The sequence below is a fragment of the Herbaspirillum sp. Her2 genome (genome assembly GCF_057961375.1).
On sequence record NZ_CM176331.1, the window covers coordinates 1,387,406 to 1,402,783 of the forward strand.

The 15,378-nt window shown below is 64.1% G+C and carries 19 protein-coding genes and 1 riboswitch; of the genes, 14 read left to right on the top strand and 5 right to left on the bottom strand.

Translation table 11 applies throughout. The annotated features are described in order from the left end of the window. Positions 1-201 precede the first annotated feature (201 nt). From ACWHXP_RS06345 to ACWHXP_RS06360, 4 genes are all read left to right on the top strand, one after another. Complete coding sequence (locus ACWHXP_RS06345) at positions 202-450, top strand: DUF6139 family protein (RefSeq protein WP_039785709.1); 249 nt, start codon at positions 202-204, stop codon at positions 448-450. A 38-nt stretch (positions 451-488) separates the two neighbouring features. Beyond that, positions 489-731: a hypothetical protein gene (locus ACWHXP_RS06350; protein ID WP_034334153.1), complete on the top strand. Its 243-nt coding sequence runs from the start codon at positions 489-491 to the stop codon at positions 729-731. Between the two features lie 206 nt (positions 732-937). Then, positions 938-1,870: a 2-hydroxyacid dehydrogenase gene (locus ACWHXP_RS06355; RefSeq protein WP_121042316.1), complete on the top strand. Its 933-nt coding sequence runs from the start codon at positions 938-940 to the stop codon at positions 1,868-1,870. Positions 1,871-2,085: 215 nt separating this feature from the next. Next, positions 2,086-2,580 (top strand): acyl-CoA thioesterase, encoded by a 495-nt coding sequence (locus ACWHXP_RS06360; RefSeq protein WP_034334157.1) that lies wholly within the window; start codon positions 2,086-2,088, stop codon positions 2,578-2,580. A 75-nt stretch (positions 2,581-2,655) separates the two neighbouring features. On the opposite strand, the gene ACWHXP_RS06365 is transcribed toward ACWHXP_RS06360, so the two are convergent. Together ACWHXP_RS06365 and ACWHXP_RS06370 are read right to left on the bottom strand one after the other, a co-directional pair. Then, entirely contained in the window at positions 2,656-3,444 is a 789-nt protein-coding gene (locus ACWHXP_RS06365) for a 2-keto-4-pentenoate hydratase (RefSeq protein ID WP_489634217.1), read from the bottom strand. A 29-nt stretch (positions 3,445-3,473) separates the two neighbouring features. Continuing rightward, positions 3,474-3,929 carry a CopD family protein gene (locus ACWHXP_RS06370; protein ID WP_134222644.1) on the bottom strand — a complete coding sequence of 152 codons (456 nt, stop codon included), beginning with the start codon at positions 3,927-3,929 and terminating at the stop codon, positions 3,474-3,476. 182 nt (positions 3,930-4,111) lie between these two features. On the opposite strand from ACWHXP_RS06370, the gene ACWHXP_RS06375 reads away from it, so the two are divergent. Both ACWHXP_RS06375 and ACWHXP_RS06380 read left to right on the top strand, forming a co-directional pair. Continuing rightward, the gene (locus ACWHXP_RS06375) at positions 4,112-4,987 is read left to right on the top strand and encodes an MOSC domain-containing protein (RefSeq protein ID WP_134222643.1); all 876 of its coding nucleotides are present in this window, start codon (positions 4,112-4,114) and stop codon (positions 4,985-4,987) included. A gap of 74 nt (positions 4,988-5,061) precedes the next feature. Continuing rightward, positions 5,062-6,228 carry a branched-chain amino acid ABC transporter substrate-binding protein gene (locus ACWHXP_RS06380; RefSeq protein ID WP_489634216.1) on the top strand — a complete coding sequence of 389 codons (1,167 nt, stop codon included), beginning with the start codon at positions 5,062-5,064 and terminating at the stop codon, positions 6,226-6,228. Between the two features lie 96 nt (positions 6,229-6,324). Here ACWHXP_RS06380 and ACWHXP_RS06385 read toward each other — a convergent pair whose 3' ends face one another. From ACWHXP_RS06385 to ACWHXP_RS06395, 3 genes are all read right to left on the bottom strand, one after another. Beyond that, entirely contained in the window at positions 6,325-6,810 is a 486-nt protein-coding gene (locus ACWHXP_RS06385; protein ID WP_489634215.1) for a hypothetical protein, read from the bottom strand. Between the two features lie 334 nt (positions 6,811-7,144). Next, a complete protein-coding gene (galU, locus tag ACWHXP_RS06390; RefSeq protein ID WP_121041574.1) occupies positions 7,145-8,158 on the bottom strand; it encodes a UTP--glucose-1-phosphate uridylyltransferase GalU in 1,014 nt (337 codons plus the stop codon). A gap of 79 nt (positions 8,159-8,237) precedes the next feature. After that, positions 8,238-8,645: a hypothetical protein gene (locus ACWHXP_RS06395; RefSeq protein ID WP_198516508.1), complete on the bottom strand. Its 408-nt coding sequence runs from the start codon at positions 8,643-8,645 to the stop codon at positions 8,238-8,240. Between the two features lie 424 nt (positions 8,646-9,069). Between ACWHXP_RS06395 and ACWHXP_RS06400 the strand changes: the two genes are divergently transcribed. From ACWHXP_RS06400 to ACWHXP_RS06435, 8 genes are all read left to right on the top strand, one after another. Continuing rightward, positions 9,070-9,321, top strand: coding sequence for a GlsB/YeaQ/YmgE family stress response membrane protein (locus ACWHXP_RS06400; RefSeq protein ID WP_017450312.1), 252 nt, complete (start codon positions 9,070-9,072; stop codon positions 9,319-9,321). A gap of 314 nt (positions 9,322-9,635) precedes the next feature. Further along, a complete protein-coding gene (gene pgm, locus ACWHXP_RS06405) occupies positions 9,636-11,285 on the top strand; it encodes a phosphoglucomutase (alpha-D-glucose-1,6-bisphosphate-dependent) (RefSeq protein ID WP_489634214.1) in 1,650 nt (549 codons plus the stop codon). Between the two features lie 168 nt (positions 11,286-11,453). Further along, positions 11,454-11,834: a hypothetical protein gene (locus ACWHXP_RS06410; RefSeq protein ID WP_489634213.1), complete on the top strand. Its 381-nt coding sequence runs from the start codon at positions 11,454-11,456 to the stop codon at positions 11,832-11,834. A gap of 50 nt (positions 11,835-11,884) precedes the next feature. Then, positions 11,885-12,031: a hypothetical protein gene (locus ACWHXP_RS06415; protein WP_489634212.1), complete on the top strand. Its 147-nt coding sequence runs from the start codon at positions 11,885-11,887 to the stop codon at positions 12,029-12,031. 374 nt (positions 12,032-12,405) lie between these two features. Next, positions 12,406-13,101, top strand: a complete 696-nt coding sequence (locus ACWHXP_RS06420) for a hypothetical protein (protein WP_199725068.1) — start codon at positions 12,406-12,408, stop codon at positions 13,099-13,101. A 197-nt stretch (positions 13,102-13,298) separates the two neighbouring features. Continuing rightward, a complete protein-coding gene (locus tag ACWHXP_RS06425) occupies positions 13,299-13,934 on the top strand; it encodes a hypothetical protein (protein ID WP_310839648.1) in 636 nt (211 codons plus the stop codon). A 68-nt stretch (positions 13,935-14,002) separates the two neighbouring features. Beyond that, positions 14,003-14,232: riboswitch (cobalamin riboswitch) on the top strand. Between the two features lie 140 nt (positions 14,233-14,372). Next, positions 14,373-14,588, top strand: a complete 216-nt coding sequence (locus ACWHXP_RS06430) for a CbtB domain-containing protein (RefSeq protein ID WP_134222638.1) — start codon at positions 14,373-14,375, stop codon at positions 14,586-14,588. Between the two features lie 10 nt (positions 14,589-14,598). Then, the gene (locus ACWHXP_RS06435) at positions 14,599-15,351 is read left to right on the top strand and encodes a CbtA family protein (RefSeq protein ID WP_489634211.1); all 753 of its coding nucleotides are present in this window, start codon (positions 14,599-14,601) and stop codon (positions 15,349-15,351) included. The last annotated feature ends 27 nt before the right edge of the window (positions 15,352-15,378 follow it).

The window sequence follows — 15,378 nt, forward strand, 5'->3', positions numbered from 1 at the left end:
TCCGCCCTCGGCTGGCTTCTGCGCCATGCTGGTGCTATCGTGAAATGAAGAATTCTTCGATTGTCCATGCGCCTGTCGGATCCGGCTGACAGCGCAACCCGCTTTGTGCAGTTCAGTCCATCGCGGCGGCGAACCAATGCCCGAACCCTCAGTCGCATCTTGAAGCAGTGCCCATGTTCAACCCGACCAGGAGGCCCCAAGATGAAAGTCGATGTGTACAAGCGCCCGGACGGCGACGGTTTGTTTTCCTACCTCGTCCTGCCCCACGAAAAGCCGATGCCGGAAGAGGTGACCAATACCGACTGGCAGCTCCACGAGCAAAACGTGGACTTTGAGCGCGACGGCAAGCGGCATTTCACGCTGGAGCCGGAAGATGCCTTCATGCAGATCGGCGAGAAAGGCTACGCCATCACCCATCTGGACCAACGCAGCGGCGACGGCGCGGCCTGAGACCCCAGGCTATCGGCCCATCCGCAGAGGAGACCATCATGCCCACTGAACAAGTAGGCGATTACGAAGTGGAATACGCTGGCGTGCGCCTCATCGGCGGCGACGAATGGGTGGCCCAGGTGGCCATCTTCGGCCATTCCACCAATCCCATGCATCGCAATCCGGTGTTCCCGGTGCAGCGCGTGCTGCCGGACCAGACCTTCGCCGATGAAAAGGCGGCCGAGGAGGGCGCGCGTCAGGCTGCGCATGACCTGCTGGAGAAGCAGACAGCGCGGCATTGACCGCCGTTTCCCACTAAAGAAGCCCGATCCGCCTGTTGGCGCATCGGGCTTCTTCGCATTGATTGGACGCTGATGGCATGGAATTCGCATGCTGACGGCAGCGGCTGATGAGTGGCAGGCTGCTCACTCTGCTGTTTCGCAATAAAATGGCGTTGATTGCATTTTCCTTCACGTCTTCCTTTTCCTCGTCCGGCCAGGTCCCCCTCATGAAACCGCCTCTGCTCGTCCTGATTCATCTTTCCGAAGAAAGCACTGCCACCATCGCCGCCCACTACGACATCCTTTACGCGCCGGATCGCCAGCGCCGTGACGCGATGATCGCCGGCCCGGCCAAAAAGGTGGCGGTGGTGCTGACCAACGGCTCCACCGGCCTGACTGCCGACGAAATGCGCGCCTTGCCGCATCTGCAGCTGGTGTGTGCCCTGGGCGCCGGCTTTGAAAACATCGATGCCGCCCACGCCAAGGCGCATGGCATCGAGATCGCCACCGGTGCCGGTACCAACGAGGACTGCGTGGCCGACCATACGCTGGGCCTGCTGCTGGCCATCCTGCGCAACATCCCGGTGCTGGACCGCTACACCCGCGACGGCGGCTGGCGCGAGACCATCCCCCTGCAACCGCAGCTGGCGGGCAAGCGGGTAGGCATCGTCGGCATGGGCAATATCGGCAAGAAGATCGCCCGCCGCGCTGCCGCCTTCGATGCCGAGATCGCTTATTGCAACCGCAAGAAGCGTGATGACGTCGATTTCCACTACTTCCCGGACGTGGCCCAACTGGCCGGCTGGGCCGACTGCCTGATCGTGGCAGCGCCCGGCGGCGCCCAGACCCATCACCTCATCAATGCACGCGTGCTGGAAGAACTCGGTCCCAAGGGCTACCTGGTCAACATCGGCCGTGGCAGCATCGTCGATACCGAGGCCCTGGCCGCGGCCCTGTCGGCCGGCCGCCTGGCCGGCGCCGGGCTGGATGTCTACGAAGGCGAGCCCAAGCCGCCGGCCGCCCTGATCGGCCTGCCCAATGTGGTCCTGACGCCGCACATCGCCGGCTGGTCGCCGGAAGCCATCAGTGCCTCCGTGCGCCAGTTCCTGCGCAATTGCGAGGAGCATTTCGCGGCAGCCGAGCCGGTGGTGCGGGCCTGAGCGGGCGGCTGCGCGACAGCTGACGCGAGTTTTTTTGCCATAGCCGGGCTGGCTGGCCGATAATGTCGGCCGCGGCCGGGGTGCTTTCCTCCACGAGAGCGTCCCGGCCGGTCGCCTGCGCGCGCTCGGGGGAGCGTGCCGGCGCACGGCACCCCGGTGTCATTTCATTCCAAGATCAACCCATCGCCATCACACTACAGAGAGAGCCACGCACCATGGATCTGCCATCTCACCAACTCACCATGACGGTCCTGATGACCCCGGACATGGCCAACTTCGCCGGCAACGTGCACGGGGGCACCATCCTCAAGCTGCTTGACCAGGTGGCCTATGCCTGCGGCAGCCGCTACGCCGGCCAGTACGTGGTGACCCTGTCGGTGGACCAGGTGATGTTCCGCCAGCCCATCCACGTGGGCGAGCTGGTGACCTTCCTGGCCAGCGTCAACCACACCGGCAAGTCGTCCATGGAAATCGGCATCAAGGTGGTGGCCGAGAACATCCGCACCCAGGAAACGCGCCACGTCAACAGCTGCTTCTTCACCATGGTGGCCGTGGACGACCAGCGCAAGCCGATCCCGGTGCCGCCGCTGCGACCCTTCTCGCAGGAAGAAAAGCGCCGCTTTGACGCCGCCGTGATCCGCAAGTCGCTGCGCCAGGAACTGGCGCGCCGCTACGAGGAAGTCAAGCCCGGCACGGACAAGGCCAACTGAGCCTTTCGGATCGCGCAATGTAAAAGGGGATGAGCCTGTGCTCATCCCCTTTTTTGATTCCGGCCGGACTGGCGCTCAGTCCAGATGCACCACTACCGAGCCAAGCACGCCCAGCTCGGCCAGCACAGTCTGTCCTGCCCGCACCGGCATGGGCACGATGGTGGAGCCGGTGGCAACCAGCTGTCCGGCCGCCAGCGTCAGGCCGTACTCGCGCAATTCATTGGCCAGCCAGGTCAGCGCCACGCGCGGATCGCCCAGCACCTGGGCACCACTGCCGGTGCGCCTTTCACCGCCTTCGATGGTGGCCGAGGTCGCCAGCGTGGACAGGTCCAGGCTGCGCCAGTCGATGCTGGCCGGTGCGCCCAGCACGAACTGGTCGGCACAGCTGTTGTCGGCGATCAGCTGCGCTGCGCCCACTTCGCGGAACAGGTCATACCGGGTATCGGGAATCTCGATGGCCGGATGCACCGTGGCGACGGCCGCCATCACTTCTTCCTGCGTGTAAGGCGTATTGCGTGGCGCGAGCGTGCTGCCCATGCGGAAGGCCACTTCCACCTCGGCCACGCGCATCAGGTTGTCGCCCAGCGTGATGCGGGCACCGCTGCGGTGAATGCGCTCGGCCAGCAGGCGGCCAGCCAGTGGCGCGTCGACCTTGAGCAATTGCTGTCCGCCGGGACCGGTGGCGGCGTTCTTCCAGCCGGCCAGCGGCGCGAAGCTGCGCGCTTCCAGGCGGCGCTGGATGTCATAGGCCTGACGCCGGTCCCCCGGCTGCAGATGCGCCGGCAATTGCGGGATGCGGCGGTTGTGCGCCCAGCAGTCCCACAGCTGGTCGGCGGCTTCCTGGCATTGTGAATCGGTCAGCACGGCGGTCTCCCCAAAATGAAGGCTTGTGTTCAGACGCTCAAGGGGCCGAGTGCGCCGATGGCGATGGTCAGCAGGCCCAGGCACAGGTTGATGCCTACCAGCATGCGCACCTGGCGCAGTGCGCGCGAGGCGCGGTCCCAGTCTTGCTGGGCGGCCGCCAGCTTGAGTCGGCGGAAGGGGGCGAAGAAGATGTGGGCGAAGATCAGCATCATCACGATGCCGATGCCAGTCATGGCGTGGACATAGGGCGGCAACTTGGCAGCGCCAGCGCCCATCATGGCCATCATGTGCAGGCCGCTGCCCAGCACCAGTGCGATGGCGACCCAGACCCAGATGAAGAAATTGGCCAGCACGGCCGCCATCAGGCTCAGCCGCTGCTCCGGATGCAGCACGCCCAGCGCGGGGCGCAGGGCCATGTGGGCGAAGAACATGCCGCCGACCCAGATCGTCAGGCCCAGCAGATGGAAGAATTTGGCAAACAGCATGGCGCTCCCGTCAGAAAAGTTCATATGCATCCGTGGCGCATTGTCGCATGAGTGGGAACACGGCGTATCGTCAGCCGGGCGAAACCGCCAGCTTGTGGTAATGTCTTGCAGAAACTTCATCACCAATACTACTCACTCATCGGGCGCTTTTTTGCGCCGCCATCCGGGGGGACGGTCACACCATGTCGAATACGAGCTTCAGCGGCACCACGCTCAGTGCCATCTTCTTCTATCCGATCAAATCCTGCGGCGCGCTCTCCCTGAGCCGCGCCGAGATCAGTCCGCTGGGCCTGGCGCTGGACCGCCACTGGATGCTGGTGGACCGCCAGGGCCAGTTCCTGACCCAGCGCACGCATCCGGCGATGGCCTGCATCACGCCCGCTTTCGAGGGCGATGCCCTGGTGCTGCGTGCGCCCGGCATGCCCGCGCTGCAGCTGGCCGCCGCCGGCCAGGATGGTGCCACGCTCGCCGTCAAGGTCTGGGACAGCCGGGTCGAAGCGCTCGACCAAGGGGAGCAGGCGCGCGAGTGGTTCTCCGCCTACCTGCAGGATGACGCCCGCCTGGTGCGCTTCAATCCGGCCGTCAAGCGCGCCTGCAGTACCCGCTGGACCGGCGAGCATCGGGCCACGACGCAGTTTTCGGATGGCTATCCGCTGCTGGTGATCGGCCAGGCTTCGCTGGATGACCTCAACGCCCGGCTCGCCGCCAAGGGCGCACCGGCCTTGCCCATGGATCGCTTCCGTCCCAACCTGGTGATCGCCGGTTGGGAGGCCTATGAAGAAGACTTCATCGATACCGTGCGCCTGGGCAGTGAAGACCGTCCGGTACAACTGAAGCTGGTGAAGCCTTGTGCTAGATGTCCGATCCCCGGCATCGACCAGCACAGCGGCCAGCGCGATCCGCAGTGGCCCAATGAACCCATGGACACGCTGGCCACCTATCGTGCCAATGCCAGGGTGAATGGCGGTCTCACCTTCGGCCAGAACGCCATCGTGATCGGCGGGGAGGGCGGCGTGATCGAGGTCGGCCAAGCCTGCGAGTGGGAACTGAATTTCTGAGCGTCCCGGCGGGTAGCCCCGTCAATCTCAATCCAGACTCAAGCCATCTCGGCAGTACCGCAGCAAGGAACAAGATGATCAAGGCATTGCGACAATCCCTCCTGCTCACCCTGGCTCTGGCGGGCACGGGGTGCTTTTTTGCCAGCGGCAGCGCTGGGGCCCAGGCACGTACCGTGCTGATCGGCCTGGCCGCGCCCATGAGCGGCCCGTCCGGCAGCACGGGCGTGAGCCTGGAACGCGCCGCCCAACTGGCGGTGGACGACCTTAACAACAGCAAGCCCGTCATCGCCGGCGAGCCGGTGCTGTTCAAGCTGCTGCCGCAGGACGACCGGGCCGATCCGCGCACGGGCGAGCTGATCGCCGATTACTTCGTCAAGAGCAAGGTGGCCGCCGTAGTCGGTCACTGGAACAGTGGCGTGGGCATCCCCGCTGCACGCATCTATGCTGCTGCCGGCATTCCGCACGTGGCCCCCGCCGTAACGGCCCCGGCTTACACGCAGCAGGGCGACGCCAGTGCCTTTCGCATCGTGCCGCACGACGGCGAGGGCGCGCGCCTGACTGCGGACTATGTGGTGCGCGAACTGAAAGGCGTCAACGTCGCCGTGATCGATGACAGCACGGTGTTTGGCTCCACTTACGCCGATGAATTCGTCAAGTCGCTGACGGCCTTGCAGGGCAGGGTCACGGGACGCTATGCGGTGAGCAGCAAGACCTCCGACTTCAACAGCATCCTGCGCAGCATCCGCGACAGCCATCCCGACGTGGTCTTCTTCGCCGGACTCGATGCCCAGGCCGCGCAACTGGTACAGGACCTGCGGCGTCTGCAGATCCGCGCCCCGCTGGTGGGGATCGGTGGACTGGTGGGGCCGACCTTCCTCAAGCTGGCCGGTGCCGCCGGGGAGGGGGTGAGCGTGGTGGAACCGGGACTGCCTTCCTACAAGGGCCCGCAGTGGAGCCATTTCGAACAAGCCTGGAAGGCGCGTTATCAGGACGAGATCTATCTCTATGCGCCCTTTGCCTATGATGCCGTGCGCGTCATCGCGGCCGCCATGCGCGAGGCCGATTCGGTGGAGCCGGCCAAGGTCACGGCCAGTCTGCACCGGATTCGATACAAGGGGATTTCCGGCACGATCGCCTTCGATGCCCAAGGCAACTTGCGCGATCCCGTATTTACCTTGTATCGCGTCAGTGGCGGACGGTGGCGCGTCGTGCGCAGCATCGGCAATCCGGACAGGAGTTGAGGGCGATCGAAGAATTCGAAGAACATTGTCGCTGCCAAAAACAATGACGCCCGGATGAACCGGGCGGCATTGCTGTTTGCGAAGAGCAGGGGGGGCTTACTTCTTGGGACGTCCCACCTTCAGCGGGGTCAGGCTGCCGAGGATGTCCTTCAATTCGTTGATCTTGAGGTTCTTGATCAGCGACACGCCGATACGCAGCAGGTCGCTCTTCTTGATCTCGACACCGGACTTCAGGCAGGTCTTCTTGACCTGGGCCAGCACGGCGTACTCGTTCTCGGGCATGGTGAAGCTGTCGCGCACTTGCTTGACCTTCTTGGCCTTGGGGGCTTTCTCGACTTTTTCTACCTTCTCTACCTTCTCGGCCTTGACCGGCTTGTCGGCCTTTTCAGGCTTGGCGACTTTCTCGACCTTCTTGTCGGCCTTGGGGGCTGCCGGTGCAGCTGCTGCAGCGGCCGGCTTGGCGGCTGCGCGGGTGGCGGGCTTGACGGCTGGTTTCTTCACCGCGGCGGGCTTGGGGGCTGCCGGCTTGGCGACAGGTTTCTTGGTTTCGGTTGCTGCTGCGGCTTGAACTCTGGTGGCCATGAACGCTCCTCTGAAAATTGATATAAACAATATATATTTTTTGCGCCTTTGCCGCAACATTCCTGCCGCCTGGCAACGATTTCATCGTCGTATTTCGATGTTGCAAACGTTTTCAGGGGTGCGGTGACCACAGCATACGCGCCTGGCCGTATTGCGGCGAATTACTTGTCCCGGGCGAAATGAACTTCTCCAGATTCATGGCCGCGATGCTAGCAAGTCCAGGTTAAAACTCTGTGACAAAGGTCAAAACAATTTATACGAAGCGCAAAGCCACAAAAAAAAGCAGCCCGGCCTTGCGGACGGACTGCAATCAACAACGCTCTCTACCGGGGACTTACATGATGCTGTTGGCGACGGCTGGCAACTTATCGCTGGAGACCGGTGTGCTGCCAGGCTGGTTGCCGGCAGCAGTCTTCAGTGGGGTCACGGTGGCCGGGCCCTTGGGCTGGGCAGCCTGCGCCAGATCGTTCTGGCTGGTGAATTCCTGCAGGAACTGGGCGAAGCCGGTGCCGACTTCCTTGTGCTTGAAGCCCATGGCGACGGCTGCCTTCAGGTAGCCCAGCTTGGAGCCGCAGTCGAAACGCTGGCCTTCGTAGCGATAGGCCAGGATCTGTTCCTGTTCCAGCAGGGCAGAGATGGCATCGGTCAGCTGGATTTCGCCACCGGCACCGGTGCCGATGTTTTCCAGGCGCTCGAAGATGGCCGGGGTCAGCACATAGCGGCCCACGACGGCGAGGGTCGACGGTGCGTCTTCCGGCGACGGCTTTTCGACGATGCCGCTCAGCAGCTCGGTACGCTCGCCGTGTGCAGTGCCGCTGACGATGCCGTATTGGCGGGTTTCTGGACGCGGTACGTCCTGCACGGCCAGCAGGCTCTTGCCTTCACGTTCGTACAGTTCGGTCATCTGTGCCATCACGTTTTTCTGGCCGGGAGCGGCATCCATGAAATCGTCAGCCAGCAGCACGGCGAAGGGCTCGTCACCCACCAGCGGCTTGGCCAGCAGCACGGCGTGGCCCAGGCCCAGCGGCTCGGCCTGGCGAACGTAGACGCAGTTGATGTGCTTGGGAATGACGTTGCGGATGGTTTCCAGCAGCTTCACCTTGCCGGCGGCTTCCAGTTCGGATTCCAGCTCATAGGCCTTGTCGAAGTGGTCTTCGATGGCGCGCTTGTTGCGGCCGGTGATGAAGATCATTTCGGTAATGCCCGCTTCCACCGCTTCTTCAACGGCGTACTGGATCAGCGGCTTGTCGACGATGGGCAGCATTTCCTTGGGCTGTGCCTTGGTGGCGGGAAGGAAGCGGCTGCCGAGGCCAGCGACGGGGAAAACGGCTTTGGTGATTTTTTTCATGGTAAGTCCAGTTTTGGTTGAGTGAAGGGCGTGACACCCAAAGGCACACAATGCAGGCTTGCTAGCGACTCGCGCCTCCTCACGCCTGTCTGTTGTTCTTGATCATCTTCATTTGCAAAAACGCGCGGCATCCCTGAAACAGGGGCGCGACGCCGGGGAAGGCGTGGCTCAATGCATGCGCCGCAGTCTCCAGAAGGGAAGCGCGCGGCTGACGGCGCGTTGCCGGTACAGCGGCCGCTGCCTGCTCATCGACCAGCGCGATGCGCTGCGGCAGGCTGCCTTCGTTGAGTTGGTCCAGCACCGAAGCCAGCTGTGGTGCCTTCATCGAAATCTGATGCAGCATCTCGGCCGATTCGCGGGCGTAGCGGGCATAGTGTTCGACGAAATCAGCGCCCTCGGCGGCCTGCGGTGCAGTGCCGAAGGTGTTCAGCGCGAAGGCATTGGCAAAAACGGGTGACGGACGGGCACTGGTTTCGGTGGCGGACATGATGGCGGCTCTCTTGGAAATCGGGCTGGCGAATGCGGTATTGGGCAGGCGCGGCGGCAAGCGATGGAGGCTGGGTTCGATGCTGCACTGCGCTTATGTGCAGCAAGAGTAAAAAAACTCGCGCTTCCTCTCTATAGGAATGCCGCCTTTTGCGATGTAGGAAAAGAGGAAGGCACGGCCGTGACCGCTTTGCGCGCCGCAAACCAGCGTGGCCTGGCGCTGATCGGCTCAAGAGCGCCACATGCCGGGCTTGTCCTACAAGGAAATGGGCCGCTGTCCGATACCTTGCCCACGCGCGCTTTTCTATCATCACCTCATCTGTTGCGCAGAGCGCTTGCAGAGAAGTGGAAGCAAGAGGAAGCCCCTGCATTGCACGGTTTCCGACATCAACCCAAGAACGACAGAACGATTGAAAGGGAACATCATGGAACACGGACTCATCGCATGGCTGATCATTGGTGCCGTTGCCGGCTGGCTGGCCGGTGTGCTGGTCAAGGGTGGCGGCTTCGGTCTGCTGGCTGACATCCTCATCGGTATCGTCGGTGCCGTCATCGGTGGCTGGCTCGCCGGCCTGCTGGGCATCGCCGTGGGTGGCGGCATCCTGGCCTCCATCGTCACGGCGACGTTGGGTGCGATCGTGCTGCTGGTGATCGTGCGCGCCTTCCGGCGAGCCTGACCATGCCTGCACGCGGCCACGCCTGAAGGGGCGCGGCCGGTGTTTCTGCCCTGACCGAATGCGTCCGTGCCTTGGCCCGGACGCGTTTTGCTTTTCGGCAAGAAGCTTCATGCGTCAGCGGCACCCGCGCATCGCCGTGGCCCGCAAAGCCCCGTGAACAGTGCCTCGCGGCAAGCTTTCTGCAAGAATCTTCATATCGATGCTGCAGCGCGCCATCCTGGCGTTACAATGTCCGGGACGTTGAAAAAAGATCAAGTAGCGAAGTGGCCGTGCCACCTCGTTTCCTCAGATATCCATTCATCCAGAACAAACCTATGAGTAGCGTCAATCCCCTCGCCGGCAAGCGTGCCGCACCCTCAGCCCTGGTGAACCTGCCGGTGCTGCTGTCGAACTACTACAGCCTGCGTCCTGATGTGGCCGAAGCCAGCCACCGTGTGGCTTTCGGTACCTCCGGCCATCGCGGCAATGCCAATCTGCACAGCTTCAATGAATGGCATGTGCTGGCCATCACCCAGGCCATCTGCGACTACCGCAAGGAGCAGGGTTTCAAGGGGCCGCTGTTCCTGGGCATCGATACGCACGCCCTGTCGGAACCGGCCTGGCACAGCGCACTGGAAGTGCTGGCCGCCAATGAAGTGGTGACCATGCTGGCTGCGGGCAGCCCCTATGCGCCCACGCCAGCCGTCTCGCACGCGATCCTCACGCACAACCGCGTACACCGTGACAAGCTGGCCGATGGCATCGTGGTCACGCCCTCGCACAACCCGCCGGACAATGGCGGTTTCAAGTACAACATGCCCAATGGCGGCCCCTCGGATTCCAACGTCACCAGCTGGATCGAGAAGCGCGCCAATGGCTATCTGGAGCAGAAGCTGGAAGGCGTGCGCCGCATCAGCTTCGAGAAGGCCCTGAAGGCCGAGACCACGCGCCGCTACGACTATCTCGACAACTACGTGGGCGACCTGCCCAACATCATCGACCTGGGTGCCATCTCGGCGGCCAACGTCAAGATCGGGGTGGATCCGCTGGGCGGTGCCGGCCTGCATTACTGGTCGGCCATCGCCGATCGCTACAAGCTCAACCTGGAAGTGGTCAACACCGATGTCGATGCCAGCTTCCGCTTCGTGCCGCTGGACTGGGATGCGCAGATCCGCATGGATCCGTCCTCGCCCTATGCCATGAGCGAGCTGATCGCCCTGAAGGACCGCTTCGACGTCGCCATGGCCTGCGACACCGACCATGACCGCCACGGCATCGTCGCCAAAAGCACCGGCCTGCTGCCGGCCAACGACTACCTGTCGGTGGCGGTGTATTACCTGTTCCGCCATCGTCCGGCCTGGCGTGCCGATGCGGCCGTGGGCAAGACCCTGGTGTCGAGCCAGATGATCAATCGCGTGGCCGATCACCTGGGCCGCAAGCTGCTGGAGATGCCGGTCGGTTTCAAGTGGTTCGTCGATGGCCTGTACGACGGCAGCCTGGGCTTCGGTTGCGAGGAAAGCGCTGGCGCCTCCTTCGTGCGTTTCGACGGCCAGCCCTGGAGCACCGACAAGGACGGCATCACCGCCGCCTTGCTGGCCGCCGAGATGACCGCCCGCACCGGCAATGATCCCGGCCAGATCTACCAGGACCTGACCCGCCAGCTGGGTGCGCCCGTCAATGGCCGCAAGGAAGCCGCCGCCACGCCGGAGCAGAAGGCGCGCCTGTCCAAACTGTCGCCGCAGGATGTGACGTCGACCGAGCTGGCCGGCGAGACCATCCGCGAGGTGATGACGATCGCACCGGCCAACGGCAAGCCCTTCGGCGGCCTGAAGATCGTCACCGACAATGGCTGGTTCGCGGCCCGTCCTTCCGGCACCGAGAGCATCTACAAGATCTATGGCGAGAGCTTCCGCGACCAGGCGCATCTGGACCGCATTTTCGCCGAAGCGCAAGAAATCGTGACGCGCGCGCTCAAGGCCAGCTGAATGCGCTGACGTCCTGCATTGCGCATGCCGATGACGCCGCCACCCCTTGGGGCTGGCGGCGTTTTTTTTCCGGCCTTCCTACAGGCGAATGGGCCGATGTCTGGCTGAGGGCAGGGCAGGGGCTTCGTAAGATGAGGTATTGTTTGCCACCTTGTCAGGAGGACCGCCATGAACCTGCCTCGTCCGGATCTCGCTGCAGAGTCCGCTGCAGCGCAGGGCGCGCGACCACCGGAAACCCCGGCAGCCGCACTGCTGCGTCCACCCGGCACGCCGCCTGCGCCGTCAGGCGCGCCCGTGCCGGATCACATCGTGGCCGATCCCGGCCATGTCGTTGAGCCCGACGGCACCGAAGACCCGCTGGCCAATGCCGATGATGGCTTGCTGCCCATGCTGCCGGCACGGCCCGGCGACCACCCGACCCCTTTACCCTCAGAGGAGAACACCATGCACAAGCCCCAAGACACCCCGCCGGTCGAGGTTCCGCCGCTGGATCCGACGCCGCCCCAGGACCCGATTCCCCATCAGAACCCGATGGCCGGCCAGGGTTGAGCTTGCCTGCCGGATCTGCCACCAGGATTGCCTTGCCCGAGGAGGTCTGTTTGAATCATTCCCTGCACACCCCGCAAGAAACCCCGCCGGTCAACGAGCCCAACCTGCCGCCGCCGGCACTGCCCGATGATGAGCCGGTACCGGTGCAAGATCCGCCCGACAATCCTCGGCCTTCCGACAAGCCTTTGCGTATGTAGGTAACTGTTGCAGAGCGGCAGACAGCGCTTGCGAGGCAGGCGCGCCGTTCTCCGGTACGCTTCCTGCCGCCGGTCGCGACCTTGCTTTTTGCTTTTTCGTTCATCTCTTGCCAGCTATTGAGCGTGCAACCTGCCGTTGCGCGGCCATTGCGACTGCGCACTGTCCTTTTCTTTCATATCGCCCCGAAACCGCCGTGATTCCGGCCCTCACTGACACCGCTGCAGTGTTCCATCCCGCCTGCGATTCTTTCGCGTTGATTGAGACTTTTCTCGTTCAAGCCGCTTTGCATTTGTGAAAGCATCTGCTTTTTGCGGAGACCGCAGATGAATTGAGCAGGACTGCCACCTCCGCCGTCCTTGTCAGGAGTGGCACCTTGTATCCCTATCCTCCGCAGTCCATGGGTTTTCCCGCTGGCCGCCGCCACACCGTGCTGGCGGCGCTTCCCCTGCATGTGCTGGTACGCCTGCAGCCAAGCGGCAGCAGCACCGCCCGGGTGCTGTGCGAGCCGGTCAAGGCCGGGCCGGCTGCCGGTGCGCAGGCCATGGTGCTCTACCTGTCTCCCTTTGATGCGCATCTCGATGCGCTCTGGCTGGGTCTGGCCGTGGAGGATTACCAGGTACTGCCGGTGGCGTCCTTTTCCCCCGATGAACTGGTGGCGCGTCATCAGGGCCACTTGCCGTACTGCCTGCATCTGGCATGGGGCGCGCACGATGGCCGCATCGCCGTGCGCGCGCAGGGCGACCCGGTGCGGCTGTCGTCGGCGCGCGTGGCCCAGGTGTCGGCGAGCATCGACAGCATCCCGCTGGACATTGGACTGGCCGATCTCGAATGCCACGCCCGGCTATGGGAGTGCGCCGGTCTCTACGCCCATGCGGAGACAGCGGCCCGGCTGGAACAACTGAACCCGCAGCAGCGCCACCGGCATGCCGAGCGGGCCATGGAGCGCATCCCGGGCCGCACTGAACCGGGCCGGGAAATCAACCAGATCGCGCTGTATGACGCCGAATCGGCGCAATGGCACTTCGTCGCCCTCGATTTTCTTGCCGAGATGGTCGCCGGGCCGCGCTGAGGCCGTCGCGAGGCGACATCGGCCTTCCGGCATTGGCACCGGGCGCACAACAGGGCGCACGCCGTCCATGGCAAGTGACTTGTTCCTGCTCATTGAGAGTTTTCTGATATCCATGGCATTGCCCTTCTGCAACCATGGTGGCCGGTTGTGTTTCTGCTGCAGCCGATCTGATCCGCCGTCTGTTGAAGGAGCTGTCAATGATTTGCTTCCTTGCCCATGCCTCTCCCTGGAAGAAGAGCGCGCTGCGCTGCCTGCCCTTGGTCCTGCTGTTCGTCTGTCTGGCGGCGCTGCCCGGTCCGCCTTCGCCGCCCGAAGAAGTGCTGGCCAGTTGCCTGGCCGTAGACCATTTTCCCCTCAGCCGGGTCAGCATCGATCCGGTCGCAGGGCGGGTCGAGGTGATGGAAAGCGGCCCGGCATCCCCCTACAGCCTGTATCTGCCCGATGGCGACAATCGCCAGTGGCGCATCGGTTATGCCAGCGGCAAGCCCCCCGGACGTGACTATCTGTTCGTCAATTCCCATCGCGGCTACCTTGACCGGGCCATCGGCCTGTCACCGGAGCGCGCCCCCCGGCTGTCCCGCCCGCAAAAGGCCTCGTTTGCCGTGCTGGGCTTCCTGGGGGAACGCTACCTGTGCCTGATGGAAGTGCACGGGCACGGTCCCCGGTCCGGCCAGCGCTCGGTGTACGTGGCGCGCATTCCCACCCGCATGGGGGCGGAAATGAGCCTGTATTACAAGCTGGCCGCTTCGCCTGCCTTGCCGCAACTGCCGGCTGCTTCCTCCAGTGCTTCCCCCTCATCCTCCTCACCGCTCCAGCCCGCCTTGCCCCGCTGAAGTTGCCGCCAGCCCCGTACAGGCTGACAATGCAGGTTGCCCAAGCCCGCCCCCGCCTTTATACTTCGCCCCTTAGCATTGCTTCTGGTATTCCGTGCGCACCCGCGCCCGGGATTGAAACGGGAAGCCGGTGCGGCCGGTGCCACAGCATCGGGCCAAAGCCGGCGCTGCCCCCGCAACGGTAAGCGAGGAAGGACACGCACTACGCCACTGTGCCCCGCGCATGGGAAGGCGCCTGTCCCGAAGCCCCAGGCTTCCCCTCGCCAGCCCGGAGACCGGCCCGAGGCAAGTTCTTGAATGCATCGCGGAGGGCGATCATGCGGAAAGCTTCCATCATTTCCCGCTGGTGTGAACCGGTGCCGTCAGCCGACGGCGGGATTGTGCTTGGGCGCTCGCCGTGTGGCTTCCTTCGTTTCATCCACCTGCCAAGGAAAGCGCATGTCCACTCCCTCCGGTCTCGACGCCCGTCACACCGCTGATTCTTCCTCTTCCAGCCACGCCGGCAGCCAGGTCTGGCGCGACCGCATCGCGCCCTCGCTGCTGGCCTTCGCGCTGGGCGTGGCGCTGATCTACGGCGCCGGCTTCGCCTCCAAGGTCGAGCTGCACAATGCCGCTCACGATGGCCGCCACTCGGCCGGTTTCCCCTGCCACTGAGGAGCGGACGATGAACTGGACCGTGTTCCGGCGCATGGCGTCGGCAGTGGTGGTGGCGGGCGCTTTATCGGGCGTGCTGCTGTCGGGCGTGCAGCAATTCCAGGTCGAAAAGATCATCCTCAAGGCAGAGGAATATGAAAAGGCCGGCGAATCGGCGGCCCCCGCGGCCGATGACCACGCCCACGAACCCGCCGCCCAGGCGGCTGCGCACGAGCACTCGCATGCGAACGCACATGAGCACGAACACGCGCATGACGCCAATGCCTGGGAGCCGGCCGACGGCGCCGAGCGCACCGGCTACACCGTGCTGGCCAATGTCAGCATGGCGGTCGGTTTCGCCCTGATGCTGGTGGCGGCCTTTGCCCTGAGCGGACGCCAGATCAGCTGGCGCAGCGGTCTGCTGTGGGGCCTGGCCGGTTATGGCGTGTTTTTCGTCGCGCCCTCGCTGGGCTTGCCGCCGGAAGTCCCCGGTACCCTGGCCGCACCGCTGCAGGCGCGCCAGCTCTGGTGGGTGATGACCGCCGCCATGACGGCGGCCAGCCTGGGCTTGTTCGTCTTCACCCGTGGCTGGCTGTGGAAGCTGGCTGGCGTCATGCTGCTGGTGGTGCCGCATTTCATCGGCGCTCCGCAGCCGGAAGTGCATGGCAGCGTGGCCCCGGAAGAACTGGCACAGGCCTTCATCCGCGCCACGGCGGCAGCCAATGCGGTGTTCTGGCTGGCGCTGGGCGGGTTGACCGGTTTCTTCTATCGCCGCTTCGGCTGATGGGCCGGCCCTGACGGGCCCCTGTCC

Bases quoted from the DNA above. Each gene is read 5' to 3' on its own strand.
- ACWHXP_RS06345 (WP_039785709.1), top strand. From the start codon at position 202: ATGAAAGTCGATGTGTACAAGCGCCCGGACGGCGACGGTTTGTTTTCC.
- ACWHXP_RS06350 (WP_034334153.1), top strand. From the start codon at position 489: ATGCCCACTGAACAAGTAGGCGATTACGAAGTGGAATACGCTGGCGTG.
- ACWHXP_RS06355 (WP_121042316.1), top strand. From the start codon at position 938: ATGAAACCGCCTCTGCTCGTCCTGATTCATCTTTCCGAAGAAAGCACT.
- ACWHXP_RS06360 (WP_034334157.1), top strand. From the start codon at position 2,086: ATGGATCTGCCATCTCACCAACTCACCATGACGGTCCTGATGACCCCG.
- ACWHXP_RS06370 (WP_134222644.1), bottom strand. From the start codon at position 3,929: ATGCTGTTTGCCAAATTCTTCCATCTGCTGGGCCTGACGATCTGGGTC.
- ACWHXP_RS06375 (WP_134222643.1), top strand. From the start codon at position 4,112: ATGTCGAATACGAGCTTCAGCGGCACCACGCTCAGTGCCATCTTCTTC.
- ACWHXP_RS06380 (WP_489634216.1), top strand. From the start codon at position 5,062: ATGATCAAGGCATTGCGACAATCCCTCCTGCTCACCCTGGCTCTGGCG.
- ACWHXP_RS06385 (WP_489634215.1), bottom strand. From the start codon at position 6,810: ATGGCCACCAGAGTTCAAGCCGCAGCAGCAACCGAAACCAAGAAACCT.
- galU (WP_121041574.1), bottom strand. From the start codon at position 8,158: ATGAAAAAAATCACCAAAGCCGTTTTCCCCGTCGCTGGCCTCGGCAGC.
- ACWHXP_RS06395 (WP_198516508.1), bottom strand. From the start codon at position 8,645: ATGTCCGCCACCGAAACCAGTGCCCGTCCGTCACCCGTTTTTGCCAAT.
- ACWHXP_RS06400 (WP_017450312.1), top strand. From the start codon at position 9,070: ATGGAACACGGACTCATCGCATGGCTGATCATTGGTGCCGTTGCCGGC.
- pgm (WP_489634214.1), top strand. From the start codon at position 9,636: ATGAGTAGCGTCAATCCCCTCGCCGGCAAGCGTGCCGCACCCTCAGCC.
- ACWHXP_RS06410 (WP_489634213.1), top strand. From the start codon at position 11,454: ATGAACCTGCCTCGTCCGGATCTCGCTGCAGAGTCCGCTGCAGCGCAG.
- ACWHXP_RS06425 (WP_310839648.1), top strand. From the start codon at position 13,299: ATGATTTGCTTCCTTGCCCATGCCTCTCCCTGGAAGAAGAGCGCGCTG.
- ACWHXP_RS06430 (WP_134222638.1), top strand. From the start codon at position 14,373: ATGTCCACTCCCTCCGGTCTCGACGCCCGTCACACCGCTGATTCTTCC.
- ACWHXP_RS06435 (WP_489634211.1), top strand. From the start codon at position 14,599: ATGAACTGGACCGTGTTCCGGCGCATGGCGTCGGCAGTGGTGGTGGCG.